General features: G+C 69.0%; 8 protein-coding genes. 6 read left to right on the top strand and 2 right to left on the bottom strand.

Annotated elements, in window-relative coordinates; translation table 11 throughout:
* Nucleotides 1-103: 103 nt before the first annotated feature.
* The 6 genes from IIE29_RS06205 to IIE29_RS06180 are packed head-to-tail and all read left to right on the top strand — an operon-like array spanning nucleotide 104 to nucleotide 8,566.
* Nucleotides 104-2,233 carry a hydantoinase/oxoprolinase family protein gene (locus IIE29_RS06205; protein ID WP_209324365.1) on the top strand — a complete coding sequence of 710 codons (2,130 nt, stop codon included), beginning with the start codon at nucleotides 104-106 and terminating at the stop codon, nucleotides 2,231-2,233.
* Nucleotides 2,230-4,287, top strand: a complete 2,058-nt coding sequence (locus tag IIE29_RS06200) for a hydantoinase B/oxoprolinase family protein (RefSeq protein ID WP_343071814.1) — start codon at nucleotides 2,230-2,232, stop codon at nucleotides 4,285-4,287. The genes IIE29_RS06205 and IIE29_RS06200 overlap by 4 nt, the downstream gene beginning before the upstream one ends.
* The gene (locus IIE29_RS06195; RefSeq protein ID WP_209324364.1) at nucleotides 4,284-5,276 is read left to right on the top strand and encodes a carbamate kinase; all 993 of its coding nucleotides are present in this window, start codon (nucleotides 4,284-4,286) and stop codon (nucleotides 5,274-5,276) included. Before IIE29_RS06200 ends, IIE29_RS06195 begins: the two co-directional genes overlap by 4 nt.
* Before the next feature lie 28 nt (nucleotides 5,277-5,304).
* Nucleotides 5,305-6,222 (top strand): AAA family ATPase, encoded by a 918-nt coding sequence (locus IIE29_RS06190; RefSeq protein WP_209324363.1) that lies wholly within the window; start codon nucleotides 5,305-5,307, stop codon nucleotides 6,220-6,222.
* Entirely contained in the window at nucleotides 6,219-7,436 is a 1,218-nt protein-coding gene (locus IIE29_RS06185) for a VWA domain-containing protein (RefSeq protein WP_209324362.1), read from the top strand. The genes IIE29_RS06190 and IIE29_RS06185 overlap by 4 nt, the downstream gene beginning before the upstream one ends.
* Nucleotides 7,433-8,566 carry an XdhC family protein gene (locus IIE29_RS06180; protein WP_209324361.1) on the top strand — a complete coding sequence of 378 codons (1,134 nt, stop codon included), beginning with the start codon at nucleotides 7,433-7,435 and terminating at the stop codon, nucleotides 8,564-8,566. Before IIE29_RS06185 ends, IIE29_RS06180 begins: the two co-directional genes overlap by 4 nt.
* 29 nt (nucleotides 8,567-8,595) lie before the next feature.
* Here the strand turns inward: IIE29_RS06180 and IIE29_RS06175 are convergent, their stop codons facing one another.
* The gene (locus IIE29_RS06175; RefSeq protein ID WP_209324360.1) at nucleotides 8,596-11,574 is read right to left on the bottom strand and encodes a bifunctional FdrA/YlbE family protein; all 2,979 of its coding nucleotides are present in this window, start codon (nucleotides 11,572-11,574) and stop codon (nucleotides 8,596-8,598) included.
* Nucleotides 11,559-12,773: an oxamate carbamoyltransferase subunit AllH family protein gene (locus IIE29_RS06170; protein WP_209324359.1), complete on the bottom strand. Its 1,215-nt coding sequence runs from the start codon at nucleotides 12,771-12,773 to the stop codon at nucleotides 11,559-11,561. The genes IIE29_RS06175 and IIE29_RS06170 overlap by 16 nt, the downstream gene beginning before the upstream one ends.
* Between the last annotated feature and the right edge of the window lie 11 nt (nucleotides 12,774-12,784).

Below are 12,784 nucleotides of genomic sequence, written 5' to 3'. Positions count from 1 at the left end.
TCTCGCCAACAGACGCACTCGCGTTTGTCAGCTCTTGCCGGTTCAGTCAGCGTGGCTACCGGGAAAGATGGTGGCAAATCCCACGCGACCTGGAAGGACGAAGATGTCGCCCCACGCTCCACGGATCCGCATCGGCATCGACACCGGCGGAACATTCACGGACATCGTCGCATTCGACGAATCCACCGGCACTCTGACGACGACGAAGACTCCGTCGACGCCGTCGAACCCAGCCGACGGGTTCATCAACGGCATCGACAAGGTGCTCGCCATGCTCGGCGACTCGGTCTCGGCGGAGCACATCAGCGCAGTCAGCCACGGCACGACCGTGGCGACGAACCAGCTGCTCGAGGGCAAGCTCGACCGTCTCGGCTTCATCACCACCGAAGGCTATGAGTTCGTCCTCGAGATCGCCCGTCAGGCCGTGCCCGACGGCTACGGCAACTCCTATTTCTGGGTCAAGCCCGAACGCATCGTCCCCGCCGACCTCGTCAAGACCGTGTCCGGTCGGCTCGACTTCGAAGGCGGCGAGGTCCGTCCCTTCGATGAGGAGCAGGCGCGCGAGGTCGCCCAGTGGTTCAAGGATCAGGGCGTGATGACGCTGGGCGTGAACTTCCTCCACGCCTACGCCAACCCAGCCCACGAGCAGAGGATGCGGGAGATCCTCACCGAGATCCACCCCGAGGCGACGGTCTCGCTGAGCTCCGAGGTGCTGCGCGAATACCGCGAGTACGAGCGGTCGATGACCACCCTCGTCGACGCGGCCGTCAAACCGAAGGTCTCGAAGTACGTGCACAACATCCACGAACGCCTCGACGCCTACACCGGCGTCGGCGAGGACTCCGCTCTGCCCTTCTACATCATGAAGTCCAACGGCGGGGTCCTCTCCGCCGAAGAGGTCGTCCACCAGCCCATCACCACCGTGCTCTCGGGGCCAGCCGCCGGTGCGCTCGGCGCCGGGCTCATCGCCCGGGAAGCGGGCTTCGACCAGGTGCTCACCTGCGACGGCGGCGGCACCTCGACCGACGTCACCGTCGTCATCGACGGAGAACCGGCCCTGACCACTGAGGGAACCGTCGGCGTTTACCCCTCGAAGATCCCGATGATCGACGTCGTCACCGTCGGCGCCGGCGGCGGCTCCATCGCCTGGACCACACCGGAGGGCCAGCTCAAGGTCGGCCCCCAGTCCGCGGGAGCCGATCCCGGCCCCATCTGCTACGGCAACGGCGGCACGGAGCCGACGATCACCGACGCCCACGTCTTCCTCGGAAGGATCCCGCCCCACCTCCTCGGTGGGGAGATCCCGCTCGACGTCGGCGCGGCGAAGTCCGGCATCGTCCGGATTGCCGAACGCCTCGGACTGAGCGCGGAGAAGGCGGCGACCGGCATCCTCGAGATCTCCGCCTGGAACCAGGCCAATGCCCTGCGCCAGATCTCCGTCCAGCGCGGACTCGACGTCCGCGACTTCATGCTCGCGACCTTCGGCGGCTCCGGCTCCCTGCTCGCCTGCGCCCTCGTCGACGTCCTCGACCTCGCCGGCGTCGTCGTCCCGCACGACCCGGGCAACGTCTCGGCGTACGGTCTGCTCACCGTCGACGTGAAGAACGACTACGTGCAGACCCACGTCAGCCGCGACGACCGCCTCGAGATCGCCGAAGTGGCCGATCTCTTCACGGGACTCACAGACCGGGCCGCCGCCGCACTCGACGGTGAGGGCTTCCCCGCGTCGGCGCACCAGTTCGACCGTTCGGTCGACTTGCGCTACTTCGGTCAGGCCTTCGAGGTCCGCGTCCCGGCACCGGCGGGCGCGATCACGAGGGAATGGGCCAACGAGGTAACCCGAGCCTTCCACGCCGAGCACCGCAAGCTCTACGGCTACGACTTCGCCGCCGCCGACGACCAGTTCGTCGAATGGGTCAACCTCCGTGTGTCCGGCATCGGACCGATCACGCGACCGGAGACTCGCAGCATCGCCTCGGCCGACGGTGCGCCCGCCCTCGACGAGAGGGCGAAGACCGGACACCGTCCCGTCTGCTTCGACGCCGCCGACGGCTTCGTCGACACCCCGGTCTACTGGCGCGAGGAGCTGCTGGCCGGTGACGAGATCGCGGGGCCCGCGATCATCGAGGAGTTCGGTTCGACGGTGCCTCTGCACCCCGAGTTCAGCGCGCGCATCGATCGCGCGTCCAACATCATCATCACCCGCACCACCGGTCAGGAGGACAGCAAGTGACCACCACAGCGAACACGAGCGCCGTCGATTCGGGTTCGATGCTGCGCACCGAACCCCTGACCGGCCAGGAGCTCGCCGACTACATCGCCGCCTCGCCGATCAACCCGGCCGGCCTGCCGACCGCCTACGAGCACGGCAATCGCCTCACCGCGGAAGGGTCGAGCGTCGACCCGATCATCGTCGAGATCGTCGAAGGCACCCTGGCCAGTGTGGAGATGGAGGTCGAGACCTCGATCTCGCGCACCTCACGCTCCCCGATGATCCGCGATGCCCACGACTTCCGCGCCGGCATCCACGACCGGCAGCTGCGCAAGCTCACAGGCCGTTCGTACTCCGCACTCGTCCACCCCGTCGTCCGGGACTTCCCCATCGAGGAGATGCGCGAAGGCGATGTGTTCTTCCACAACGACGTCTACGAATCCGAAGGCGGCATCGGCCACCTGCCGGACATGTGCGTGACCGTTCCCGTCTTCGCCGAGGGACGGGTCGTGTGCTTCGTCCAGGCTTTCGGCCACCACGACGACATCGGCGGGGCGTGCCCCGGTTCGATGCCCTCAGGGGCGACGAGCGTCTTCGAAGAGGGCCTCATGATCCCGCCGATCAAGTTGTGGTCCGAAGGGGTTCCGAACAGGTCCGCACTGCGGATCATGTCGCGCAACTCCAGGATGCCGGATTCGCTGTCGGCCGATCTCGACGCCGAGTGCTCGGCCTGCCTGATGGGCGCTCGTCGTCTCTCGGAACTCTTCACCCGCTACGGAGTCGAGACCGTCGAGACGGCCTTCGACGCGATTCTGCAGAACTCCACTGAGATCTACCGCCGTGAGATCCTGTCGAAGATCCCCGACGGCCAGTACGTCTGGGAGGACTATGCCGAGCACGACGGCGTCTCGGACCCAATGCTCCACACCCAGCGCATCACGCTGACGAAGACGCCGACCGGGGGACCGGACGACGGACCGCGGCTCATCGTCGACTTCACGGGCACCGCCGCCCAGGCCGCGGGACCGATCAACCACTGCGGTGACTATGTGGGCGGAAACTTCCTTAAGAAGTGGCTCGCCCCGATCCTGCGCAACCTCGCCGACACTCCCGAGCGGATGGGCGAACTCGACGTCAACGAGGGCATCGTGCCGCTCATCGAGATGCGCTTCCCGGAGAAGGGCACCCTGCTCACCCCCGAGTTCCCCGGACCGACGAACGCACGCACGTTCGTCATCCTCCGACTCCTCGGCGTCCTCGCCGGCGTAGTCGCGAAGGCCGTGGACGGCCGCATGCCCGCGGACCAGGAGACGATCCGCTACACCGGGGTCTATGGCAAGGACCGCGACGGCAAGGACTACCTCATGCGCGAGGTCCTCGGCGGAGGCTCCGGCGGACGCTACTACTCCGACGGCGAGGACACGATCCACGTCGTCCCCGATTCCCGGAACCTGCCCACCGAATTCACTGAGTCCCGGTTCCCGTTCCGCGTCGAACGCCTCGGTCTGGCCGTCGACTCAGGCGGTGCCGGTCGTTACCGCGGCGGTCTCGGCTACGAGAAGCACATCCGGATGCTGCGCGACGGACACTTCATGTCGATCGCCGACCGTTCGATCCTCGCGTGCTGGGGCGTCAAGGGCGGAAAGGCGGGCAAGCCGTTCGAAGTGACCATCGATCCGGGGGGCCCGAACGAACGTGAGATCGATGCGCTCGCCGATGCCGAGGTCATCAGCGCCGGTGAGGTCGTGCGGATCCGCACCACGGGCGGTGGAGGCTGGGGCGACCCCCTCGACCGTCCGATCGCCGAGGTGGTCCGCGACGTTAGCTGGGGCAAGGTGAGCATCGCCGGCGCTCGTGAGTCCTACGGAGTCGTCGTCACTGCCGATCCGAGCGCATCCGTCGGCGCCGATGCCGCCGGAGTCGACGGTGCCGAGGCCGACGAGGCGGCCACGACCGCGCTGCGCGAGCAGATGCGGGCTGCCCGGGATGCGAACGAGCCCTTCTTCGACCGTGGACCAGGCTATGCCCAGCTCTCCGTCGACGGAGCCTCAGCTGCGGCGGTCGACTGGCTGTGAGAGTCCTCGTCGCTCTCGGCGGCAATGCGATGACCGGGCCCGACGGAGATCCGTCTCCGTCGGCCCAGCAACGCGCAATCGCCGCCGCGGCCGTGCATCTGGCCGATCTCGTCGCGGCCGGACACGAACTCGTCATCACCCACGGCAACGGGCCGCAGGTCGGCAACATCCTGCGCAAGAACGAACTCTCCGCTCACGAGCTGCCGCCCGTGAGCCTCGACTGGTGCGGAGCGCAGACCCAGGGCACCATCGGCTTCACGATCGTCAGCGCCCTCGAACGCGAACTCGCAGCCCGCGGGCTGGAGAACAAGGTCGCCGCCGTGGTCACCCGCACCGTCGTCGACCCCGACGACCCAGCGTTCGTCGACCCGGTCAAGCCGATCGGGTCCTATCAGGATGCGGACTTCGCCACGGAGATGACCGCTCACGGTCAGACCTGGAAGGACTTCGGCGACAAGGGGTGGCGTCGCGTTGTGGCCTCTCCGGGCCCCGTCGAGATCCTCGAGACCCCGATGATCTCCTTCCTCGCGGACTCCGGCTGGATCGTCGTCGCCGCCGGCGGGGGCGGTATTCCCGTCGTGCCCGGGGACGGGGGCTGTGCCGGGGTCTCCGCGGTCATCGACAAGGACCTCAGTGCCGCGAAGCTCGCCGCCTCGGTGGGCGCGGATCTGCTCATCATCGCCACCGATGTGCCCTGCGCGGTCGCCGGCTTCGGCACTCCGGACGCGAGCGATGTCGGTGCCGTCACCGCAGCCGAGCTCAAAGCCCTGCGTGCCACCGGCACCTTCGCTTCCGGTTCGATGGGACCGAAGGTCGACGCGCTGCTCGACTTCGTCGACAACGGCGGATCACGAGCCGTCATCGCCGAGCTCTCGCAGCTCGCCGCGGCGGTGACCGGGAGAGTCGGCACCGCCGTGAGTTCGCACGGTCAGACGCACTCGAATGACCGGGTGGCAGCGGACGTTCGAGAGAGCAGAGACGATCAGTAGACTCGACTCGGGAGGAGGCGACGCAGCCATGACGATCTTCGACGATCCCCGTGCCCTGGCACAGGAGCTGGAGCGCGTGGGGCACATCGTCGCACCCGAACTCGCGACCACCTGTGTGCTCGCCCACCGCCTCGGCAAACCCCTGCTGTGCGAGGGTTCCCCGGGCGTGGGCAAGACGAGTCTGGCCCGCGCGCTCGCCCGCGCCTCCGGCGGCCCCTTCATCCGGCTGCAGTGCCACGACGGGCTAGAGGCCAGCCAAGCGCTCTACGACTGGGACTTCGCGAAGCAGATCCTCCACGTGCGCACGATCGAGGCGGCGTCCGGCTCGGCGGGGGAGCGTATCGACGCGCTCCGCCTCGACGATGAGCTCCACGACCGGGCCTTCCTGCTCGCCCGTCCGATCCTGCGCGCGATCGAGGACTCGCGGGGACTCGGGCCCGACGAACCGCGACCGGTGCTGCTCATCGACGAGATCGATCGCGCCGGCGACGAATTCGACGCCCTGCTGCTCGAGGCGCTCGCCGACTGGTCGGTCACCGTGCCCGAACTCGGCACGATCTCGACGCAGACCCCGCCGCTGGTCATCCTCACCTCGAACCGCACCCGCGACCTCCACGACGCCCTGCGCAGACGCTGCCTCTACCAGTGGTTCGACCAGCCCGGCGTCGAGGCGGAATCACGGATCCTCTCCCTGCACGTCCCCGAGGCCGACGCGTCCCTGCGCCGGGCCGTCATCGCTGCGGCCAACCGACTCCGCAGCGCCGATCTGCTCAAACCTCCCGGCACCGCCGAGGCTATCGACTGGCTGCGCGCCCTGCACGCCCTCGGCCTCGGCGAACTCGACGACCCAGCGATCGCGGCGACGATTTCCGCCGTTCTCAAGGACGCCGACGACCTCGCCGCCGCCCGCACGGTTCTAAGCCCATCCGGAGGCGATGGAACGTGAGGACCCTGACGGACACCTTCCTGACCCTTGGCATCCGGCTGCGGGCCGCGGGACTGCCCGCAGAACCGGACGCGGTGCGGTCGCTCATCACGGCCGCGGCCTGCCTCGACCCGCTCGATCCGCAGCAGGTCCGAGCCGCGTCCCGTGCGCTGACCTGCACCCGACCCGAACATCTTCGCCTCCACGATGCGATCTTCGACGCCGTCTTCGGACTGGCAGGCAGACAGGATGCCGAGGAGCCGGGCATCGACGTCGAATACCCCCGGCCCGAGATGAGCACCGAGGGCGCAGGCGGGGAGGCGAGCGAGATCACCGAAGCGGGCCGGACCGAACATCTGCGTCATGTCGACCTCGGGTTCGAACACGGCAGTGAAGCCGCCGCCCTCATCGACGGCCTCGTCTTCCGACCACCGTGCGGGCCTGCACATCGGACTCGCCCGGGACACACCGGCATCATCGACGCCCCACGGATCCTGCGCAGGCTCATCCGCTCCGAGGAGATCTCCGCGATCCCGCGCAGGCGCAGCCTCCATCGCCGGCGTCCCGTCACCCTCGTCGCCGATGTGTCCGCCTCGATGACCGTATGGCGGGAGCCCGCACTGCGCTTCCTCGCCCGCGGTTCCGCAGTGCTCGGTGCCCGCTGCTTCACGGCGGGGACCCGCCTGACCAGAGTCGACGGACGCACACGAGCTGCGGCCGGGCACGGGCGAGGAGGCAACGGTGTCGCCTCGGCGCTGAGTGATGTCCTCGACGCGGGAGCCGGGACGCGCCTCGGCGATTCTCTGACCGAACTCCTCAGCGGGCGGATGAAGGACCTGGTCCGCGGCAGCATCCTCGTCGTCATCAGCGACGGTTGGGAACACGGGGACTGTGCGGAGCTCGACACCGCCTGCGCGCGGCTGGCCCGACTCAGTCATCGGTTCCTCTGGATCAATCCCCGCGCCGGACGCGCAGGATTCGAAGCGCGCACTCGAGGCCTGGCCGTCGCGGCGGCACATACCGAGGCCGTGCTTCCGGCGACCACCGTCGCCCAGTGGCAGAACGTCGCCGACCTCATCGCTGCACCGGGATCGGCGCATGGCACCGGCGACGGAGGCGCGTTCGCGACTCCGCGAGCTGCCCGTGGGCCTGTGACCGCCGTGGACGCGACAGCGAGCGCCGTGCCGACAGCGACCATGGTGCCGACAGCGACCGATCAGGGGGCGCACGCATGAACGAGGCCCACGCGATCCTCGCCTGGCTGGACGGAGGTCGGGACTTCGCACTCGCCGTGGTGACGAAGACCTGGTCATCGGCGCCGCGACCGGCGGGCGCGATGATGGCCGTCGCCGCGGACGGACAGGTCATCGGCAGCCTCTCGGGCGGGTGCGTCGAATCCGCCGTGCACGAACTCGCACTCGAGGTCCTCAGCACCGGTCGTGCGGCCTCGGCCCATTACGGAACGAGCGATGCGGAGGCGTTCGCAGTAGGGCTGGCCTGTGGAGGACAGATCGACGTCCTCGTCACCCCCGTCCTCGAGCCCGCCGCTGTCTCCCGACTGCGGATCTACCTCGAGGCGGTCTCCGGATCCCTTGCGGCAGCACTGGCTCTCGAGCTGCCGGGAGCCACCGAGGAGGATGGCGCAGAACTTGATGGACCGAGCCGCATTCTCGCCCTCGACACGGAAGGGAGAGCGCACGGTGACTTCGCTCATGAGCGTCTCACCGAACACATCTCCACCGACGCCCGAGCGATGATCGCCGACGGCGCCACCGGGATCCTCGAATACGATGAGACGGGACGTCGCCTCGGCTCGGGCACTCGCGTCTTCGTCACCACCTCGACGCCTCCGCCGCGCCTGCTCATCTTCGGTGCCATCGACTATGCCGCGGCCCTGGCCGAGCTCGGCCGGTTCCTCGGTTACCGAGTCACGGTCTGCGACGCCCGGCAGGTGTTCACCACCGCAGAGCGCTTCCCCGCGGCCCACGAGGTCGTCGTCCGCTGGCCCCACCGCTACTTCGCCGCCGAGGCCGCAGCTGGACGCATCGATGCCTCGACCGTGGTCGCCGTGCTCACCCACGACCTCAAGTTCGACGTCCCGGTCCTCCTCGAGGCAGTCCGGTCTGCGGCCGGGTATGTCGGTGCCCTGGGGAGCCGGCGCACGCACACCCAACGCACCGAGGCTCTTCTCGAGTCCGGGGCGAGCGAGGAGGAGATCGCGCGGATCCACGGTCCCATCGGTCTCGACTTGGGCGCACGCTCTCCCGAGGCGACCGCGCTCTCGATCCTCGCCGAAGTGCTCGCCGAGAGGTCGCAGGGCACCGGGGCGCCCCTGAGCGCGACCACCGGAGCGATCCACCGCTGACCGCGGTCTGCCCCGGTGGGCGCAGGGCATCAGCGCCGATGTGCGCTCAGGCCCTCGATCGCCGAGGTGAAGCATTCGGCCGGCGGCGTGACGAGTCCCGCGCCCACCTGGCCGACTCCGGCCACCTTCCCGGCCATACCGGTGTTGATCTGCGGCAGCACGTGCGTACGGACCACCTTCGCGAGGTCGATTCCGCTCGGCACCCCGCGGAACTCGAGGACGGGGATCTGATGCTGCGGATGCTCGCCGAGGGTGATCTCATACATCCGTCGGGTGGTGTCGACCGCGAAGGCGACATCCCCGCCGACGAGACGCACGACCGCGGGGGCTGCGGCCATCGCGAGGCCGCCGATGCCCGCGGTCTCCGTGATCGCGGAGTCGCCGATGTCGGGATTGGCGTCCTCGACGCCGTAGGAGCCTAGGTAGAGACCGTCGGCGATCTGCGCCGGGCCCGAGTACCACTGCTCACCGGTGCCGGCGAGCTGAATGCCGAAGTCCGTGCCGTTGCGGGCCATGGTGACGACGAGAGTTGAGCCGGGCACCCCCTTCGCTGCCGCCATGGCGAGCTTGCACGTGGGCATGACGAGGTTGAGCGCGAAGTAGTCGTTGGCCCCGAGGAAGCGCGCGACCTCGGCGAGGTAGTCAGCGGGGAAGTCGAGGGTGAAGAGCTTCGGCATGATGTCACGGAGGAAGAGCAGGGTCGCCGTCCGATTGCGGTTGTGCCCCTCATCCCCGGACTGGAGCATCTGCGTGACGTAATTCTTCGTGTCCAGCGGCCCGGTGGCGGCCACGGCCGCGGCGAGCACGGGGCCGAGCACATCGCGCATCCAGTTCAGGCGAGTGAGCACTTCCTCGTTGTTCGCGCCGTAGCGCAGCACCTTGCCGAGGCCCTCGTTGAGAGAGCAGTAGGCGCGATTGCCGTGGACCGGGTCGACGAGCTCGAACATCCACATCGAGGGGCTGACCACGCCGGCCATCGGCCCGACCGCGTCACGGGAATGGCAGGGGGCGAAGGAGAAACGGCCATCGGCGAGACCGGCCTCCGCTGCCTCCAACGTCTCGGCGAGTCCTTCGAAGACGACGGCGCCGGCCAGAGCCCCGCGCATCGGGCCAGAGGCTCGGTCCCACTCGAGCGGAGGGCCGGAGTGAAGGAACTCGTCCTCGCGCAATCCGAGGCACTCGCGGGCCGGTCGAAGCCCCACGACTTCGGCCCCCGCGGCAAGCATGCGCTCAACCGCCTGGGCGTTCGCCTCCCGGCGACGGGGGTCGGCCATCACCTGATAGAGCGCAGCCGGATCGCCGAGGGCGGGCTTCCACGGAACCTCCGTCACAGGCACAGCCTGGGCACGCAGCTCCTCGGCGAAGAGGCTCAGGCCCACGGAGACCACGGAGGGTGCGGTTTCGAGCAGGCCCGAGAGGCTCTGGGTGTCGGCTGAGTCGGTCGCTGCCTGTGCGCCGGAGGAATTCGGGCAGGCGCGCGACGGTGGCATCGAGGATTCGGCGACCGTACTCACCTGTGCCTCGTAGCCGAGGTGGGCGAGTGCACGGGCGCTCGCCTCAGCGTTCGAGAGGAACACCTCGGCGCCGGCGGCGACGAGCGCGCGGACGGCGGCAGAGAAGCCCTGCGGATCGGCACTCGTGCCGATGAGGCTGACCACGACGGGCAGGACTCGGCCTTCTTCGGCGGCCGCCGACTTGGCCTCGGTGATCGCTGCGGCCAGATCATCGGCGGGGTCCTCGTGGGCGCCGTGGCCGAGCACGAGGTCGAGCAGCAGCACACCGGCCCAAGGGCCGAGATCCCGGATCGCCTGCAGACGCAGCGAGGGGTCGATCATCGGGTGGGCCCGGCCTCGGGTCATCTCGTCGGCACCGAAGTCGATCACGGTGTGCGCGTCGGCGCTGACGGCCGTTCCGCTCACCAGTTCAGCTCCGGCCAGGGGGATGTTCGAAGAGATCGGGCCGAGCGCGGACCGCGCGATGAGCATCGCCTCATCGGCCATGGTCCCACCGCAGAACAGGCCGATGAGCGAACCGGTCAGCGCCCCGGCCGGCTCGGAGACTCCCCAGTGCGGCCATTCGGGCACAGTGAAGTCGGCTGTGCTGAGGGCGGTTTCGACCCCAGCCGTGAGACTCGGGGAATCAGGGCCGAGGATCGCCCAGCTCACACGCACTTCGAGTTCGGCGGCGAGGTCCTCGATCTCGGCGACCACCTCGGCGTCGGCGGGTTTCGAGACCACGATGATGTGCTCGGTCTCGTCGTCGACGGCGAGTGCCCGCATGGCCTGTCGTGCACTGAGGCCGCCGACCTCGTGGGAGAGATCGCGTCCGCCCGTGCCGATGAGATGGCTGACCCCGGCCCCGGCGGCATCGAGGAGGACCGAGACTTGTTGGGCGCCCGTGCCCGAGGCCGCGATGATGCCGAAGGTCCCGCGGCGCACCTCATTGGCGAATCCCAGTCCGACCCCTGAGATGATCGCGGTGCCGCAGTCTGGGCCCATGACGATGAGGTCGCGCTCGGCGGCACGAGTTTTGAGTTCGACCTCGGTCGAGACATCGACATTGTCGCTGAAGAGAAGCACCGAGGACCCGGAATCGAGGGCCGCGAGAGTTTCGACTCCGGCGCTCTCGCCGGGCACCGAGACGAGAGTGAGCCCGGCGTCGGACCCGGCGAGCGCGGATTCGACGGTGAGCGCCGGCTGCACGGAGCCGCCCGGGCCAGTGGACTCGCGGGCGGCGGCGGTGAGCCTGTCGAAGGCGACGTCGACGGCGTCGATGCCGTCTGACAGGGCCGCCTCCGACTGCGCGCGGATGGCGATGATGAGGTCGTTCGGAGTGACCTCTTCGGCGATGTCGAAACCGGCTCCACGGATGAGGTCGAGGTTGAGCTCCGAGGCCATCCCGATGAGGGCGTCGTCGACCCCGGGAGTGGTCTTGACCTCGGTCGAGACCTGCATGAGGGCGACCGAGTCGACGTAGACGCCGTGGCGGACGGTCAGTGAGCGTGGCATGGATGAGTCCCTTTCGATGAGTGCTGGGTCGGAGTCCGCGGGCCGTCGCCGCCGCGGATGCAGATCGTCGCCGCGGTTGGAGGCCGGGGTGGTGACAGCGAACGGCTCACTCCCGGCCGCATTGGGCGGCTGCAGGTGAGAGCTGTGAGGGCGGCGAGGAACCCCGTGAACAGGTCGTGCCCGGAACTGTGTCCGATCCGGTCGAGCGGAGAGAGCACGGCGGGGAAACCCGCTGCCGGGGTTGCGAAGGCGGCTGACCGAGGCGGTGGTTCTCTCCTGTGCGTGGTGAGCAGCGTGTGGGCGGCTTCGATCGCCGCGGCGACCTCGGGCACGCAGTGACCGGCTACGGCCGCCCGGATGAGCGCTGCCGACAGTGCAGGAGTCGCTTGGGCGAGGTCAATAGGTTCGACTGTGCGCGAAAGCAGATCGAGCGGAGGGTTCCTGCCTGTGGATCGGAGCGCGAGGGCGATGCCGGACAGAGCGTCGTCACCGCTGGGGGTGCTGCCGGGTCCGGCGCCGATGAGAGCTTGCACCCCAGCCTCGGTGGCGGCGACGTCCTCGTCGAGGAGGGCGGAGGCGAGGTCACCGGCACGGGAGCCCAGATCCGACAGCCCGGGTCGCAGATGGCCGGCCAGGGCGGCGAGCGTTGTTGGGTCGATGCCCTTCCACGGTTGTGTCTTCACACGAAGCGGCCGGTGCGTGCGGACGATGTGGAGCGCAAAGTCAGGGAACCCAATCCACCGAGGTGAGGGAACATGGTGCTCGAAGATCGGCGGATGAGAGCCGAGTCGCATCGGTGAGACGGCGGGGATCACCCGTGCAATGGTTCCGGCCCGCAGTGTTGCGAGGTGCGTGCTGTCGAGCTGCGGGACACTGACCCCGAAGGGCAGCACCAGGGCGTCAGGCCCCATGATGGGCAGCAGGCGCCGGCCGGTACCTCGGGGACCTTCGCTGTTGCCGACTGCGAGGTAGAGCCCCGCGGCGAAAACATGGACCACCTCGGCGGGGATAGCGCCGACCCCGGCGGGAGCCAGGCGGGCTTCGGCGGGAGCGTGGCGGACTTCGGCGGGGGCCCGGCGGGCTTCGGCGGGGTCGCGGGCGATCGGGGAATGCTCAGCGCCGCCGACCCGTGCCGCATCGATCCGGGGGACCGGCAGGAGGGAGGCGGTGGCGGGAAGAACCACGGACCGAGACCTCATTTCGACAGAGT

Source organism: Brevibacterium renqingii (assembly GCF_017808095.1).
Classification (GTDB): Bacteria; Actinomycetota; Actinomycetes; order Actinomycetales; family Brevibacteriaceae; genus Brevibacterium; species Brevibacterium renqingii.
Note: the sequence above shows the minus strand (reverse complement) of the source record. Positions and strands in the feature narration are given on the sequence as shown.

Bases quoted from the DNA above. Each gene is read 5' to 3' on its own strand.
- IIE29_RS06205 (WP_209324365.1), top strand. From the start codon at position 104: ATGTCGCCCCACGCTCCACGGATCCGCATCGGCATCGACACCGGCGGA.
- IIE29_RS06190 (WP_209324363.1), top strand. From the start codon at position 5,305: ATGACGATCTTCGACGATCCCCGTGCCCTGGCACAGGAGCTGGAGCGC.
- IIE29_RS06180 (WP_209324361.1), top strand. From the start codon at position 7,433: ATGAACGAGGCCCACGCGATCCTCGCCTGGCTGGACGGAGGTCGGGAC.
- IIE29_RS06175 (WP_209324360.1), bottom strand. From the start codon at position 11,574: ATGCCACGCTCACTGACCGTCCGCCACGGCGTCTACGTCGACTCGGTC.
- IIE29_RS06170 (WP_209324359.1), bottom strand. From the start codon at position 12,773: ATGAGGTCTCGGTCCGTGGTTCTTCCCGCCACCGCCTCCCTCCTGCCG.